This is a genomic window from Vibrio misgurnus (assembly GCF_029635775.1).
GTDB lineage: Bacteria > Pseudomonadota > Gammaproteobacteria > Enterobacterales > Vibrionaceae > Vibrio > Vibrio chanodichtyis.
In genome coordinates, this window is the sequence record NZ_CP113241.1 from 1,897,477 (window position 1) to 1,912,213 (window position 14,737).

Here is a 14,737-nt window from a genome sequence, read left to right on the forward strand (position 1 = left end):
GCTGGCCAGTTACCGTTAAACGTTGAAGCTTTCACCACAACCGCATTCACTTTTGACATTTGGGTTGTTAAATTCAAAACCTTCGTTTAACCCTTCTTTCTTATAATCCAGTTGGGTGCCATCTAAGTAGACCATGCTTTTGGTGTCAATGATCACCTTAACCCCATGGCTTTCAAAGACATGATCTTCTTGGTTTAGATCGTCAACGAATTCGAGCACATACGCCATTCCTGAGCAGCCAGTGGTCTTGACACCAAGACGTAAACCGATGCCTTTTCCACGATTATCCAGAAAAGTTTTAACTCGGTTTGCTGCGCTTTCGCTAAGAGTGACGGCCATACTTCAACCTTAATGATTTTAATCAATGAACAAGTGGGAGTTATTAGCATAACTCCCTAATAACAATAAATTAGTGCTGATGCTTTTTCTTGTAATCCGCTACCGCGGCTTTGATCGCATCTTCAGCAAGGATCGAGCAGTGAATTTTCACTGGTGGCAGTTCAAGTTCTTCCGCAATTTCGCTGTTTTTGATCGCAGCCGCTTGATCAATACTCTTGCCTTTCACCCATTCAGTCACTAGCGAGCTAGAAGCAATCGCACTGCCACAGCCGTAAGTTTTGAATTTCGCATCTTCAATGATGCCTTCCGGGGAGACTTTGATCTGCAAACGCATCACGTCACCACACGCCGGTGCGCCAACCATGCCACTGCCGACAGAAGGATCTTCTTTATCAAATGACCCAACGTTACGTGGGTTCTCGTAATGGTCAATGACCTTTTCGCTGTATGCCATGTTCGTTACCTCGAATCCTGTATAACCTTGGAATGATTAGTGGTGTGCCCACTCAACCGTGTTGAGATCCACACCTTCTTTGTACATATCCCACAGTGGTGACATGTCACGCAATTTATCCACCGCAACCCGAATTAATTCAATCGCGTAGTCGATATCCGCTTCCGTGGTAAAACGGCCAAAAGAGAAACGAATTGAGCTGTGTGCCAATTCATCGTTTAGACCTAAAGCACGCAATACATAAGAAGGCTCAAGGCTGGCCGATGTACAAGCACTGCCTGACGACACGGCTAAATCTTTCAACGACATTAGCAACGATTCACCTTCAACAAAGGCAAAACTAATGTTGAGATTGTGCGGGACACGCTGCTCCAGATCGCCATTGATGGTGACCGCTTCCATATCTTTGATGCCTGCCAGCAAACGCTCGCGTAGCGCCAGTGCATGCTGATAATCGTGCTGTAGCTCATCTTTCGCAATGCGGAACGCTTCGCCCATTCCAACAATTTGGTGGGTTGGCAAAGTGCCTGAACGGAAACCACGCTCATGACCACCGCCGTGCATTTGCGCCTCTAAACGGATGCGTGGCTTACGACGCACATACAGTGCACCAATGCCTTTCGGACCGTAAATTTTGTGGGCAGACAGAGAAATCAGATCAACTTTCATCTCTTGTACATCAATCGCCACTTTACCCGCCGATTGTGCCGCATCAACATGAAACACCACTTTGCGCGCACGGCACAATTCGCCAATCGCAGCGATATCTTGGATCACACCAATTTCATTATTGACATGCATGATCGAGACTAAAATGGTGTCATCGCGCATCGCGGCTTCCAGTTTAGCCAAATCAATTAAACCGTTGGTTTGTGGGTCAAGATAAGTCACTTCAAAACCTTCGCGCTCCAGTTGGCGCATGGTATCCAGCACCGCTTTGTGCTCGGTCTTGCTGGTGATAATGTGCTTGCCTTGCTTGTTATAAAAGTGAGCGACGCCTTTGATCGCAAGGTTATCCGATTCAGTGGCTCCCGATGTGAAGACAATTTCACGTGGGTCAGCATTAAGCAGGGCCGCAATTTGTTCACGCGCGGTATCGACGGCTTCTTCTGCCTGCCAGCCATAACGGTGCGAGCGCGAAGCTGGGTTACCGAAGGTACCATCCATCGTCATGTACTGAACCATTTTTTCAGCCACGCGCGGATCAACCGGGCATGTTGCTGAATAATCTAGATAAATAGGCAGTTTCATTTTCTACTCCAGTGTAAAGCTTGCCGCTATGAGCGAACATTAATACCAAAAGGTGCCGCAGCGCAGGTGGCTGGATTTGAGTTATTGTGTGCAACCCTTTGGTTGACCGCAAGATGCAGATCTTGCCGATCGGAAACTTCGAGAATTTCGTTATCCACCATCAGCTCGCCGAGCGTGATGTTGTTAAGAAAATCGCTAATGCGTGAACTCAAATCACGCCACAGTGTGTGAGTCAAACAACGAGTACCGCCCTGACAATCACCTTTGCCACTGCATTTGGTGGCGTCAACCGATTCATCGACTGCGGCAATCACCGTTCCAATCGCAATCGCGTATGAGTCCATACCGAGTCGATAACCGCCACCAGGGCCGCGCACACTCGCGACTAAACCTGCTTTACGTAGCTTAGAAAACAATTGCTCTAAGTACGAGAGAGAAATGCCTTGCCGTTCAGAAATATCGGCCAACGGTACCGGATTTTGTTGCGAATGCAGAGCCACATCTAACATGGCGGTTACCGCATATCTTCCTTTCGATGTCAGTCTCATAATCACCATCTCGACACTGTTTATGTGGCAAGAAGTGTTCCATACCCGACTCTTTAGGTCAAGTATTTATTTGACTAATTCAGTCAGGTATTCATCCCTAACAACGATAGGCTTATTCCGTCTATAGGCTTATTAGTTTTTATAGACGTATTGCTTTTTATAGACTTACTGCTTCTTATAGACTTACTGCTTCGCTGCCAGTGATTTTTGCACCGCGGTTAAAATACCACGCAACATATTAATTTCTTGAGCTTCCGGACGAGCACGAGTAAACATGCGGCGCAGTTTATTCATCACCTGCCCCGGCTGCTGGGCCGAAATAAATTCGGTCTGAGTGATGACCGTTTGCAAATGCTGATAGAAACGCTCCAGCTCTTGATGATGCGGATAGGCGGATTCTACCTGATGTGGATCTTGGTTCGGCTTGAGCGCTAACCATGCCATGCGCAGTTCATAGCTCAGCAATTGCACCGCCATCGCGATATTGAGTGAACTGTATTCTGGGTTGGCAGGAACACAAACATGATAATGACAGCGTTGCAGCTCATCATTGGTTAAGCCAGTACGCTCTCGACCAAAAACCACCGCTACCGAATGGAGCTCGGCTTCGGCGATCAATTTTTCTGCACACTGCCGCGGCTCTAAGATTGGCCATTCCAATGTACGCGAGCGCGCACTGGTGCCAACCACTAGCCCACAATCGGCCACCGCCGCTTCAAGGGTTGGGTAAATCTCAGCATTGAGTGCGATTTCGCTAGCGCCCGCGGCCAAGGCAATCGCTTGAGCATCAACCTGACATTGCGGATCGACTAATACCATGCGGCTTAAGCCCATTACTTTCATCGCCCGAGCAGCTGAACCGATATTTCCAGAGTGAGAAGTGCCGACCAATACGACTTTTACGCGATCTAACATCATTTGCCCAAAGTACTCCCAATAAAGCCGCCGGATATTATCATAAAGCAGATTAAAATGGTCAGACCGTTTGCGGCAATAGACAACCAAACGCACAAAAAATAACCACTTCCTTTTTCGATTGGTTTTGGTATACTGCCGGCCGCTTTTTCGTTCTTTAACATCCGTTGGGAAACTCGTATGCATCCAATGCTTAATATCGCTATTCGCGCCGCGCGAAAAGCAGGTAACCATATTGCCAAATCTCTGGAAAACGTAGAGAAAATTCAATCGACCCAGAAAGGGACTAACGACTTTGTCACTAACGTCGACAAAGAAGCGGAAGCGATTATCATTGCAACCATCAAAAGCTCTTATCCTGAGCACTGCATCATTGCAGAAGAAGGCGGCCTTATCGAAGGCAAAGATAAAGAAGTACAATGGATCATCGACCCACTGGATGGCACTACTAACTTTGTAAAAGGTTTCCCACACTTCGCCGTTTCTATTGCTGTACGCTTTAGAGGCAAAACCGAAGTGGCTTGTGTTTACGACCCAATGACCAATGAACTGTTCACCGCACAACGTGGTTCAGGTGCTCAGCTCAACAATGCGCGTATTCGTGTTCAGCCACTGAAAGATCTGCAAGGCGCAGTACTGGCAACCGGTTTCCCATTCAAACAAAAACAGCACTCAGAATCGTTCATCAAAATCGTCTCTGCCATGTTTATTGAATGTGCTGATTTCCGTCGCACCGGTTCAGCCGCATTGGATTTATGCTACCTAGCCGCCAACCGCGTTGATGGTTATTTCGAACTCGGCCTAAAACCTTGGGATATGGCAGCAGGTGAACTGATCGCTCGTGAAGCAGGCGCCATCGTGACTGACTTTGCTGGTGGCACTGATTATATGCAATCAGGCAACATCGTGGCCTCTAGCCCACGTGGTGTAAAAGCCATTTTGCAACACATCCGTGAAAACGGTAACAGCGCGATCTTGAAATAAGATCGGCTCTACGACAGTAGATATCGCCCTGCCATAATAATGGCAGGGCTTTTTTTTGTCCCGGTTTACCTTTCAAACTAAAAAACTAGCATGCAAATCCAAGCGCTAGTGTCACGAGGATCAATCACTGGCGCACAAGCCGTTGGATAAAAAAACCGCTGCCAAGGCAACGGTTTTTGAGAAGAAAAAGCCAATCAAAACTAAGGCAATTCATCCAATTCAGCACCCTCTTTCTCCACTTGTGGTGGGAGTAAGTGCTCACGAGTGATACCAAGTTTCAGCGCTAATGCCGAGGCCACGTAAATCGAAGAGTAAGTCCCGACCGTGATCCCGAGTAGCAAAGCCAAGGCAAAACCGTGGATCATCGCACCGCCTTGAGTGAACAGAGCAATCACCACAAACAGCGTAGTACCTGAAGTGATCAGGGTACGGCTCAAGGTTTGGGTCACCGAACTATTCATGATCTCAGCGGGTGACTCTTTACGCATCTTACGGAAGTTTTCCCGGATCCGGTCAAACACCACGATAGTATCGTTAAGCGAATAACCAACCACCGTGAGCAATGCCGCAACAATGGTCAGGTCCACTTCGATCTGTAACAGCGAAAAAATACCAAGGGTGATGATCACATCGTGCGCCAGTGCCAACACCGCTCCCGCCGCCAGTCGCCATTCAAAGCGCACCGAAACGTAGAGCAAAATACACAGCAAAGAGACCAAAATCGCCAAACCACCCGCTTCGGTTAATTCATCTCCGACATTAGGACCGACGAATTCGATACGGCGCATTTCAACATTGACGCCCGTGCCTTCTTGGATCGCAGCCAGGATTTGATTACCGAGCATTTCGCCGGTCATCGCCTCACGTGGACGCAAGCGCACCATCACATCGCGCGCTGAACCAAAATTTTGTACAGTGGCATCGCCAAAACCTTGCGCGGCCAACGCACTGCGGATCTGCTCTAAATTGGCTGGCTGTTCAAAGCCAACTTCAATCAAGGTTCCGCCAGTGAAATCGAGGCCCCAGTTCAACCATTTGGTCGACAGTGTAAACATCGATGCGCCGATCATCACCAACGACAATACGAAGGCAAATTTTGACCAACGCATGAAGTCGATCATTTTATCTGCTTTTAGGATTTGAAACATAACTGACCCCAGCCTCAGATCGACAGCTTGTGAATACGCTTACCGCCATACACCAGATTCACGATACAACGTGTTCCGATAATCGCAGTAAACATAGAAGTTAAAATACCAATCGATAGCGTAACCGCGAAGCCTTTGATCGCCCCGGTTCCCACCGCAAACAAAATAATCGCGGTGATCAAGGTGGTGATATTGGCATCAGCAATGGTGCTAAAGGCATTAGCATAACCGTGATGAATGGCCTGCTGTGGATTTTTCCCATCGCGCAGCTCTTCACGAATACGCTCAAATATCAATACGTTAGCATCAACCGCCATACCGATCGTCAACACAATACCGGCAATCCCCGGCAAGGTCATCGTCGCCCCAGGGATCATCGACATCACGCCAATAATCAGCACAATGTTCACCATCAGCGCCACGTTGGCGATAACGCCAAATTTGCGATAGTAAAGCAGAGTGAACAGCATCACTGCGACCATGCCCCAAATACAGGCTTGGATCCCCATATCGATATTTTGCTGGCCCATTGATGGACCAATGGTACGCTCTTCGACAATTGAAATCGGCGCAATCAGCGCACCAGCACGCAGTAGCAGTGCTAAGTTGTAAGCTTCGGCGGGAGAATCAATGCCAGTGATGCGGAAATTACGCCCCAAGGCCGATTGAATCGTCGCTTGGTTAATCACCTCTTCATGCTTGATCAGCAGCACCTTGCCTTCCGGTGAACGCTTACCGCTGTCTTTGTATTCCGCAAAAACGGTCGCCATCAATTTGCCGATGTTCTTTTTCGAGAACGCGGCCATTTTGTTACCACCTTCGCTATCGAGCGAAATGTTCACCTGCGGACGACCATATTCGTCGGCACTTGAGCTGGCATCGGTAATGCTTGAACCACCGAGAATCACGCGTTTTTTCAACACCACAGGGCGACCATTGCGATCTAGCTTAATTTCGCTGCCCGCAGGAACGCGTCCTGCCGCTGCAGCCGCCAGATCAGCGCTGTCATCAACTTCACGAAATTCCAGAGTGGCCGTCGCACCTAAGATCTCTTTGGCACGTGCGGTATCTTGCACACCGGGCAGTTCAACCACGATACGTGCTGCGCCTTGACGCTGCACCAGTGGCTCAGCAACACCCAGTTCATTAACTCGATTACGTAAGATCGTGATATTTTGCTCGACCGCGTAATTGCGAATTTCCTGTAAGCGAGCTTCTGTAAACTTAGCCAATAGCACAAAACGGCCATTAGTTTCTGTCGTCGTAAACGTCATATCACGATGTTTTGACTCCAAAAACGACTTAGTTTGCGCAAGCTGCTGCGCATCACGCAAGGTCACTTCCACCGCATCAGATAACGGCCGGATCGCACGGTAACGAATTTTTTCATCACGCAAATCGCTGCGGAAAGACTCTTCTTGCTGGTTGACCAGCTTTTCCATCGCCGCGTCCATATCCACTTCCATCAGGAAGTGCACACCACCACGTAAATCAAGGCCGAGTTTCATTGGTGCAGCACCAATCGATTCAAGCCAATCAGGGGTAGCCGGCGCAAGGTTTAATGCCACGATTTTATCTTGGCCTAGCGCTTCGCTGATAATATCTCGGGCGCTAAGTTGAGTATCGGTATCATTGAAACGGACCAAGACCGAGCCATTTTCAAGAGCAATCGACTTTTGGGAGAGATGCGCTTTATCGAGCGCAGTGGTGATAGCATCCAGCGTTGACATATCAACAGAGGCGCCACGCGCCCCTGTAATTTGAATAGCTGGATCTTCACCGTAGATATTCGGAAGTGCATACAAAGCTGCAATCGCGATGGTCAACACCACCAGCAGATACTTCCACAATGGATAACGGTTTAGCACAGCGAGGATCCTATGGCTGTTTTAAAGAGATTTCAGCGTACCTTTTGGCAGTACAGCAGTCACGAAGTCCTTCTTAATCACCACTTCATTGTTGGTATTCAACTCGATAGTGATGTAAGCATTGTCTTCCGCAATCTTAGTGATACGACCAACTAAACCGCCGCTGGTCAGCACTTCATCACCTTTGGTCATGGCTGACATCAGATTTTTGTGCTCTTTAACGCGTTTAGCTTGTGGGCGGTAGATCATGAAGTAGAAGATCACCGCGAACATGCCAAGCATGATCAGCATTTCAAAACCGCCACCAGGTGCGGCACCTTCGCCTGCGGCATGGGCTACAGAAATTAAACTCATTGAGAAACGTCCTCTAAATTATTGTTGTTTAATGTTGATTGTATTGGGATGCCCGGAGTTGAATTCAACCCGCAGAATGCGGAAATCCAACCCAGAGCACCAAATTAAGCCAGATCTTTTTGCAGTGGTGGCACTTCGCGGTTACGACGCGCGTAGAACTCTGTCACAAATTGATCAAAACGGTCTTCGTCAATCGCCGTGCGAATGCTCTCCATCAAGCGTTGGTAGTAACGCAGGTTATGAATAGTATTCAGACGAGCACCGAGGATTTCGTTACAACGATCCAAATGGTGCAGATATGACTTGGTATAATTTCGGCAAGTGTAACAGTCACATTGCGGATCGAGAGGCGTTGTATCGGTTTTATGTGCTGCATTACGGATCTTGATCACACCGCCAGTCACAAATAGATGACCATTACGCGCATTACGGGTTGGCATAACACAGTCAAACATGTCGATACCGCGACGCACACCTTCCACCAGATCTTCCGGCTTACCGACGCCCATCAAGTAACGAGGCTTGTCTTCTGGCAGTTGTGGGCAAGTATGCTCCAAAACTCGGTGCATATCTGGCTTAGGTTCACCAACCGCAAGTCCACCGACTGCGTAACCGTCAAAGCCAATCTCAGTAAGGCCTTTGACCGAAATATCACGCAAGTCTTCATACACGCCACCCTGCACAATGCCAAACAGGCTGTTCGGGTTTTCCAGCTTATCGAAGTGATCCCGTGAGCGCTGAGCCCAACGCAGCGACATTTCCATCGATTTTTTCGCTTCATCATGGGTCGCTGGGTATGGGGTACATTCATCGAAAATCATCACGATGTCAGAGCCGAGATCTTTTTGGATTTCCATTGATTTTTCGGCATCCATAAAGATTTTGTCACCGTTGACTGGGTTACGAAAATGCACCCCCTCTTCAGTGATTTTACGAATATCGCCTAAACTGAACACTTGAAAACCGCCTGAGTCGGTCAAAATCGGACCTTGCCAGTTCATAAAATCGTGCAGATCGCCGTGCATTTTCATCACTTCTTGACCTGGGCGTAACCACAGGTGGAAAGTGTTACCGAGCAGAATTTCAGCCCCAGTCTCTTTCACTTCTTCTGGGGTCATCCCTTTCACGGTGCCGTAAGTACCCACTGGCATAAACGCTGGGGTTTGTACTGTGCCGCGTTCAAAGGTCAGTTGACCACGTCGCGCGTTACCGTTTTTCTTTTTCAGTTCAAATGTTAATTTCACTCAGCCTCCAATGTCAGAGAAACAGTCTGACCGTCTACAATCCAAGCCTTGCACTATGGCATAAGGCGGTTTGAGGAGCGGGCGCGGCTCCCTGCGCAAAAGGTGTATACCTTTTCTGGCTTACTGCCAGCACTCATTTTGATCATCCCTTTCCGATAGTCGCGACCCTGCTAGTCACCACATCGTTGGGGACATTACGCTTTAGTCGTCTGTTTGCGAATAAACATCGCATCACCATAACTAAAGAAACGATAACCTTGCTGCACCGCATGTTGATAAGCATCCATGGTGTGCTGATAACCGGCAAAGGCACTCACCAACATAATCAACGTCGATTCGGGTAAGTGGAAATTGGTGATCAAGCAATCCACCAACTGGTATTGATAACCAGGGAAGATGAAGATTTGTGTATCACCAAAGAAAGGTTTTAACTCGCTTCCTTGCTGCAGTGCAGCTTGCGCGGCACTTTCCAGTGAACGCACCGAGGTAGTGCCGACCGCAATAATTCGTCCACCACGCGCTTTGGTCGCCGCAATCGCATCAACGACCGGTTGTGGCACTTCTACGTATTCCGCGTGCATATGGTGATCGTGAACATTTTCCACGCGTACCGGTTGGAAAGTCCCCGCTCCGACATGCAAAGTCACATAGGCTAGCTCAACCCCTTTAGCTTGAATTTGCTCAAGCAGCGCGTTATCAAAATGCAGCCCTGCAGTTGGTGCAGCCACCGCGCCGGGTTTTTGGTTATACACGGTTTGATAACGCTCTTTATCGGTCGCTTCATCTGGGCGATCAATGTAAGGCGGCAGCGGCATATGGCCGATTTGATTGAGAATATCCAATACCACCGTTTGTGCGCTAAAACGGATTTCAAACAAAGCATCGTGACGCGCCTGCATCACCGCATGAAATTCATCGTGCTCACCTAAATAGAGTTCTGTACCCGGTTTTGGCGGTTTTGATGAACGAACGTGGGCCAAAATCGTGTGTTGATCGAGCACTCGCTCCACCAACACTTCCAATTTACCGCCGCTGGCTTTACGGCCAAACATACGAGCAGGGATCACTCGCGTGTTGTTAAACACCAACAGATCGCCCGCTTGCACCAGATCAAGAATATCTTTAAAGGTGCCATCGGTCAGTTGACCACTATTGCCGTCCAGTTGTAGTAGGCGGCTGGCAGTACGCTCTGCTTTAGGGTAGCGAGCAATCAGCTCGTCTGGGAGTTCAAAGTGAAAATCTGAAACTTGCATGGCTCTTTCTTGATTAAGTGGTCAGGATCATCGCCCGATTTCGCGGCGCGCCAGTATATACCGAACTGCGATCAAGATACAGGAATGCTGTGGTGATGCCGCCATCGCAAGGTAACCTTTTGTAAAGCATTCGCAGCAATACACTGCAGCACAATAAAACCGATATTTTGCTACAGTTCGCAGCAGTCGTTGATCGGCGGCGCTATAGTTAGAGTGCAAGGTTAAACACCGCTCAGGTTTTTCTGTTTGAGAAAGGAGTTAGCGATGATCAAAGTTGAAGACATGATGACGCGTCATCCGCACACTTTACTGCACACACATACGCTCAGCGATGCCAAACATCTGATGGAAGCACTCGATATCCGACATGTACCGGTGGTCGATAGCAATAAAAAATTATTGGGCATTATTAGTCAGCGCGATTTATTGGCCGCACAACCAAGCTTGCCACGGATCAGTCCCAATGGCTCATACACACTCGATACGCCACTATTCGAAGTAATGCATACCGATGTGATGAGCGTAGCCCCGCAAGCGGGGCTCAAAGAGAGCGCGATGTATATGCAAAAGCATAAAATTGGCTGCTTACCGGTGCTGGCCAAGGGCGAATTGGTCGGCATTATCACCGACAGTGATTTTGTCACCATCGCGATTAATCTGCTCGAATTACAAGAAGAGAGTGACCCCGAACCGTTAGATGAAGATCTGTAGATCTAGGCACTACAATAGCTCAGCAACCACTTTAGCAAGTTGATGGAAGGTCTCAATCCGCGAAGAACTCGGACGCCAAACCAAGCCGATGTCACGATAGGCTTTTTGGCCCGGCGGGTCGACCACTACCAAATTTTGCTTATCCAGCAAACCATGATCGATGGCCATTTGTGGGATAAAGGTTGTCCCTAAGCCATTGGCAACCATTTGCACTAAGGTATGCAAACTGGTCGCGGTAAACGGATTGATTTTCTCTTTATCGGTCAATTGACAAGCGGAGACCGCGTGCTCGGTCAAACAGTGCTCTTTTTCCAATAAAAACACCGACTCATCCGGCAGGTCCGCATAACGGATCGGTTGGCGGATCTGTCCGACCTGATCACGACTGATCACCATACGAAACAGATCTTGCCCGACCACATAACTCTCCATATTGCCAATATCGACCGGCAACGCCAAAATCAGCACATCCAGTTCACCGCTGCGCAGTGCGGCCAGTAGATTGACCGTGGTATCTTCACGCAGCAATAGATGCAATTGCGGATAACGCTGGTTAATCTGTTGTACTAAATCGCACAGTAGAAAGGGCGCAATGGTCGGAATACAGCCTAGGCGCAATTGCCCTTGCATACTATCGCCTTGGCACAGTTGACCAAGCTCGACTAAATCTTGCCCTTTGGCGAGCAATTCTCGCCCCTGTTGCACCACCAACTCACCAATACGGGTAAACACCAACGGGCTTTTTTTATCTTGCTTTTCATATAAGGAGCAACCGATGAGCTCTTCCAGAGTTTGAATGCCCTTGCTTAAGGTGGATTGACTAACGAAACAGCGCTGCGCCGCTTCGCTAAAGTGGCGCGTTTCGTATAACGTGACCAGATACGATAACTGCTTGAGGCTTGGCCATTTATTCATACTTGATCACGACCTTAACCCGCTCTAGAGTGTAAAACATGCTCAAAATCCACCTTTATCTGCATCAGACCAGCATTATCGTTTTTTTCGATTAACCTAATCTAATTAATTCATTTTTTACTTGTTGTTCTTTGTACTATATTTCTTGGCGTTCTTCACGGACTGAATTATGAACTCTATCGAGATAGTTCAGTACTTACAAAATTGCTTAGGAGCAAAAAAATGGTACTAGTTGGTCGTAAAGCCCCTGATTTTACTGCAGCAGCGGTATTGGGTAACGGTGAAATCGTTGATAACTTCAACTTCGCAGAATTTACTAAAGGCAAGAAAGCGGTTGTTTTCTTCTACCCACTAGACTTCACCTTTGTTTGCCCATCAGAACTGATCGCCTTTGACAACCGTTACCAAGACTTTATCGCTAAAGGCGTAGAAGTAATTGGTGTGTCAATTGACTCTCAATTCTCTCATAACGCATGGCGTAACACTGCAGTTGAAAACGGCGGTATCGGTCAAGTGAAATACCCACTGGTTGCCGACGTTAAACACGAAATCTGTAAAGCTTACGATGTAGAGCACCCAGAAGCGGGCGTGGCTTTCCGTGGTTCATTCCTGATTGATGACCAAGGTATGGTTCGTCACCAAGTGGTTAACGATCTGCCACTGGGTCGTAACATCGATGAAATGCTGCGTATGGTTGATGCACTGAACTTCCACCAAACTCACGGTGAAGTGTGCCCTGCGCAATGGGAAGCAGGTAAAGCCGGTATGGAAGCGTCACCAAAAGGTGTAGCCGCATTCCTCTCTCAATACTCTGCTGACCTAAAATAAATCTCTTAACCCCGCGCTCAACACGGGTGGTTGGAAATAATAAAGCGAAAACGCAACGCCAATCAGTTAAGAAGTAAAGTCCTCAAAGCCCAAAGCATTGCTGCGGGCTTTTTTTATCTCGCTTATTTTGCATCCTGCTGATGCGTATCTATCCCAACTCTCCACTCACCTAGCCACCAGCAACATGGGGATTAAATAGGTAATTGCAGCGCTAAACTTTACCCCTATTCTGACTCATCACCCGCCATTTCTACTGTTATCATAACGACTTACAACAGCTTGTACTTTTCCGTTACTCCCGTAGGAGCTCAGCCCATGAATTATCAACTTGAAGTCTGCATCGATAACCTTGAATCACTGCATCATGCACAAGCCGGCGGGGCAACCCGGATTGAACTTTGCTCATCGCTGGCATTAGGCGGTTTAACCCCAAGTGCAGGGTTAATGCAGCGTGTAGGACAACTCGCAGCCGTACCGGTTTATGCCATGATCCGCCCCAGAGCCGGTGATTTTTTCTATCACGATGAAGAGTTGGCCATTATGGCGGAAGATATTCACGCAGCACATCGCGCCCAATTACAGGGCGTGGTGCTCGGCCTACTGACTCAAGATGGCAATATTGATGTCAAACGTTGCACACCATTGGTCGAACTGGCTCAATCACTGGGGTTGGGGGTCACTTTTCACCGTGCCTTTGATCACTGCGCCAACCCTGAATGCGCTTTAGAACAGATTATTGCACTTGGTTGTGAGCGAATTTTAAGCTCAGGTTTGGCCAGCAGCGCCGAACGGGGTATCGAGCGCTTAGCACAATTGGTCCAGCAAAGCGCCGGACGGATTTCCATCATGGCAGGGGCTGGCGTCAATCCAGATAATGTGGCGCAGATTGCGTTGGCCACCGGTGTGCATGAGTTGCACCTATCAGCGAAAAGCACACGTCCAAGCCAAATGCAGTTTGTACGCGCAGAAAGCAAAATGGGCGCCGCCGAGTGTGATGACTTTATCATCCCGATCACCAGCCGCGAGATCTTGCAAAAAACCGTACAAGCTCTGCGCGCGATCAAGCCTCACGGAATTTAGTGCCACTCGCTGCTATGCTTAAGCGATTAAAGGACTTACGCGATTAGAGGAGAAGATGCGATGACCAAATTGGATAAAAGCAGCTACGAGCGTGAATTAGAACTACTGCAAATTGAGCTGGTTAAATTACAAGAGTGGGTCAAACAACAAAAACTTAAGCTGGTGGTGATTTTTGAAGGTCGCGATGCGGCAGGCAAAGGTGGGGTGATCAAAACCATTACCGAAAAGCTCAATCCACGGGTGTGCCGGATTGCTGCGCTACCCGCGCCGACCGAAAAAGAGAAGACTCAATGGTACTTTCAGCGCTATGTGGCTCACCTTCCAGCAGGGGGCGAAATCGTGCTGTTTGACCGTAGTTGGTATAACCGCGCAGGGGTCGAAAGAGTGATGGGCTTTTGCAGCGAGGAAGAGTATCAAGAGTTTCTGCGCTCCTGCCCTGAATTTGAACGCATGTTGCAGCGCTCTGGAATTATCCTGCTCAAATACTGGTTTTCGGTCTCCGATGAGGAGCAAGAAAAGCGCTTTATTGAACGGATCAACACCCCAGTGAAACGCTGGAAATTCAGCCCGATGGATCTGGAGTCACGTACCCGCTGGGCGGCTTATTCACGAGCCAAAGATGAGATGTTTGCTTATACCGATAGTAAACATTGCCCTTGGTGGGTCGTTCCTTCTGATGACAAAAAACGCGCCCGACTCAATTGTATTAGCCATTTACTAAGCAGCATTGAGTATCAAGAGATTGAACATCCGCCGATCATACTGCCTGAAATTAATAAACAGGGTTACGTGCGACCACCGATCGAAGATCAAACCTTTGTACCACAGCGCTATTGAGCAATAGG

General features: G+C 48.3%; 16 protein-coding genes. 5 read left to right on the top strand and 11 right to left on the bottom strand.

What is annotated here, in order from left to right; all coding sequences use genetic code 11:
- Positions 1 to 15 precede the first annotated feature (15 nt).
- From iscA to trmJ, 5 genes are all read right to left on the bottom strand, one after another.
- Positions 16 to 339 (bottom strand): iron-sulfur cluster assembly protein IscA, encoded by a 324-nt coding sequence (iscA, locus tag OOK74_RS08710; RefSeq protein ID WP_166014488.1) that lies wholly within the window; start codon positions 337 to 339, stop codon positions 16 to 18.
- A 70-nt stretch (positions 340 to 409) separates the two neighbouring features.
- On the bottom strand, positions 410 to 793 hold the full coding sequence (gene iscU, locus OOK74_RS08715) for a Fe-S cluster assembly scaffold IscU (RefSeq protein WP_166014487.1): 384 nt from the start codon (positions 791 to 793) through the stop codon (positions 410 to 412).
- 36 nt (positions 794 to 829) lie between these two features.
- Positions 830 to 2,044 (bottom strand): IscS subfamily cysteine desulfurase, encoded by a 1,215-nt coding sequence (locus tag OOK74_RS08720; protein WP_274722923.1) that lies wholly within the window; start codon positions 2,042 to 2,044, stop codon positions 830 to 832.
- A 26-nt stretch (positions 2,045 to 2,070) separates the two neighbouring features.
- On the bottom strand, positions 2,071 to 2,592 hold the full coding sequence (gene iscR, locus OOK74_RS08725; protein ID WP_274722922.1) for a Fe-S cluster assembly transcriptional regulator IscR: 522 nt from the start codon (positions 2,590 to 2,592) through the stop codon (positions 2,071 to 2,073).
- 183 nt (positions 2,593 to 2,775) lie between these two features.
- Complete coding sequence (trmJ, locus tag OOK74_RS08730) at positions 2,776 to 3,507, bottom strand: tRNA (cytosine(32)/uridine(32)-2'-O)-methyltransferase TrmJ (protein ID WP_278183263.1); 732 nt, start codon at positions 3,505 to 3,507, stop codon at positions 2,776 to 2,778.
- Positions 3,508 to 3,687: 180 nt separating this feature from the next.
- Between trmJ and suhB the strand changes: the two genes are divergently transcribed.
- Complete coding sequence (gene suhB, locus OOK74_RS08735) at positions 3,688 to 4,491, top strand: inositol-1-monophosphatase (protein WP_166014484.1); 804 nt, start codon at positions 3,688 to 3,690, stop codon at positions 4,489 to 4,491.
- A gap of 200 nt (positions 4,492 to 4,691) precedes the next feature.
- On the opposite strand, the gene secF is transcribed toward suhB, so the two are convergent.
- From secF to queA, 5 genes are all read right to left on the bottom strand, one after another.
- Entirely contained in the window at positions 4,692 to 5,639 is a 948-nt protein-coding gene (gene secF / locus OOK74_RS08740; protein WP_274722920.1) for a protein translocase subunit SecF, read from the bottom strand.
- A gap of 14 nt (positions 5,640 to 5,653) precedes the next feature.
- On the bottom strand, positions 5,654 to 7,507 hold the full coding sequence (gene secD / locus OOK74_RS08745) for a protein translocase subunit SecD (protein ID WP_278182619.1): 1,854 nt from the start codon (positions 7,505 to 7,507) through the stop codon (positions 5,654 to 5,656).
- A 21-nt stretch (positions 7,508 to 7,528) separates the two neighbouring features.
- Complete coding sequence (gene yajC, locus OOK74_RS08750) at positions 7,529 to 7,861, bottom strand: preprotein translocase subunit YajC (protein ID WP_166014481.1); 333 nt, start codon at positions 7,859 to 7,861, stop codon at positions 7,529 to 7,531.
- A gap of 104 nt (positions 7,862 to 7,965) precedes the next feature.
- Complete coding sequence (tgt, locus tag OOK74_RS08755) at positions 7,966 to 9,105, bottom strand: tRNA guanosine(34) transglycosylase Tgt (protein WP_166014480.1); 1,140 nt, start codon at positions 9,103 to 9,105, stop codon at positions 7,966 to 7,968.
- 194 nt (positions 9,106 to 9,299) lie between these two features.
- Positions 9,300 to 10,358 carry a tRNA preQ1(34) S-adenosylmethionine ribosyltransferase-isomerase QueA gene (queA, locus tag OOK74_RS08760; protein ID WP_277206605.1) on the bottom strand — a complete coding sequence of 353 codons (1,059 nt, stop codon included), beginning with the start codon at positions 10,356 to 10,358 and terminating at the stop codon, positions 9,300 to 9,302.
- Between the two features lie 264 nt (positions 10,359 to 10,622).
- Here queA and OOK74_RS08765 point away from each other — a divergent pair, with 264 nt between their 5' ends.
- Positions 10,623 to 11,069, top strand: coding sequence for a CBS domain-containing protein (locus OOK74_RS08765; protein WP_274722917.1), 447 nt, complete (start codon positions 10,623 to 10,625; stop codon positions 11,067 to 11,069).
- Positions 11,070 to 11,078: 9 nt separating this feature from the next.
- Here the strand turns inward: OOK74_RS08765 and OOK74_RS08770 are convergent, their stop codons facing one another.
- Positions 11,079 to 11,984: a hydrogen peroxide-inducible genes activator gene (locus OOK74_RS08770; protein ID WP_278182620.1), complete on the bottom strand. Its 906-nt coding sequence runs from the start codon at positions 11,982 to 11,984 to the stop codon at positions 11,079 to 11,081.
- A gap of 222 nt (positions 11,985 to 12,206) precedes the next feature.
- On the opposite strand from OOK74_RS08770, the gene OOK74_RS08775 reads away from it, so the two are divergent.
- From OOK74_RS08775 to ppk2, 3 genes are all read left to right on the top strand, one after another.
- A complete protein-coding gene (locus OOK74_RS08775; protein WP_166014476.1) occupies positions 12,207 to 12,812 on the top strand; it encodes a peroxiredoxin C in 606 nt (201 codons plus the stop codon).
- 315 nt (positions 12,813 to 13,127) lie between these two features.
- Positions 13,128 to 13,892: a copper homeostasis protein CutC gene (locus OOK74_RS08780; RefSeq protein ID WP_278182621.1), complete on the top strand. Its 765-nt coding sequence runs from the start codon at positions 13,128 to 13,130 to the stop codon at positions 13,890 to 13,892.
- A gap of 60 nt (positions 13,893 to 13,952) precedes the next feature.
- Entirely contained in the window at positions 13,953 to 14,729 is a 777-nt protein-coding gene (gene ppk2, locus OOK74_RS08785) for a polyphosphate kinase 2 (RefSeq protein WP_274722914.1), read from the top strand.
- Positions 14,730 to 14,737 lie beyond the last annotated feature (8 nt).

Excerpts from the sequence above, each read along its gene's own strand:
- yajC (WP_166014481.1), bottom strand. The coding sequence starts at position 7,861 with ATGAGTTTAATTTCTGTAGCCCATGCCGCAGGCGAAGGTGCCGCACCT.
- OOK74_RS08770 (WP_278182620.1), bottom strand. The coding sequence starts at position 11,984 with ATGAATAAATGGCCAAGCCTCAAGCAGTTATCGTATCTGGTCACGTTA.
- OOK74_RS08765 (WP_274722917.1), top strand. The coding sequence starts at position 10,623 with ATGATCAAAGTTGAAGACATGATGACGCGTCATCCGCACACTTTACTG.
- trmJ (WP_278183263.1), bottom strand. The coding sequence starts at position 3,507 with ATGTTAGATCGCGTAAAAGTCGTATTGGTCGGCACTTCTCACTCTGGA.
- iscR (WP_274722922.1), bottom strand. The coding sequence starts at position 2,592 with ATGAGACTGACATCGAAAGGAAGATATGCGGTAACCGCCATGTTAGAT.
- ppk2 (WP_274722914.1), top strand. The coding sequence starts at position 13,953 with ATGACCAAATTGGATAAAAGCAGCTACGAGCGTGAATTAGAACTACTG.
- secF (WP_274722920.1), bottom strand. The coding sequence starts at position 5,639 with ATGTTTCAAATCCTAAAAGCAGATAAAATGATCGACTTCATGCGTTGG.
- suhB (WP_166014484.1), top strand. The coding sequence starts at position 3,688 with ATGCATCCAATGCTTAATATCGCTATTCGCGCCGCGCGAAAAGCAGGT.
- OOK74_RS08780 (WP_278182621.1), top strand. The coding sequence starts at position 13,128 with ATGAATTATCAACTTGAAGTCTGCATCGATAACCTTGAATCACTGCAT.
- iscA (WP_166014488.1), bottom strand. The coding sequence starts at position 339 with ATGGCCGTCACTCTTAGCGAAAGCGCAGCAAACCGAGTTAAAACTTTT.
- queA (WP_277206605.1), bottom strand. The coding sequence starts at position 10,358 with ATGCAAGTTTCAGATTTTCACTTTGAACTCCCAGACGAGCTGATTGCT.
- OOK74_RS08775 (WP_166014476.1), top strand. The coding sequence starts at position 12,207 with ATGGTACTAGTTGGTCGTAAAGCCCCTGATTTTACTGCAGCAGCGGTA.
- OOK74_RS08720 (WP_274722923.1), bottom strand. The coding sequence starts at position 2,044 with ATGAAACTGCCTATTTATCTAGATTATTCAGCAACATGCCCGGTTGAT.
- iscU (WP_166014487.1), bottom strand. The coding sequence starts at position 793 with ATGGCATACAGCGAAAAGGTCATTGACCATTACGAGAACCCACGTAAC.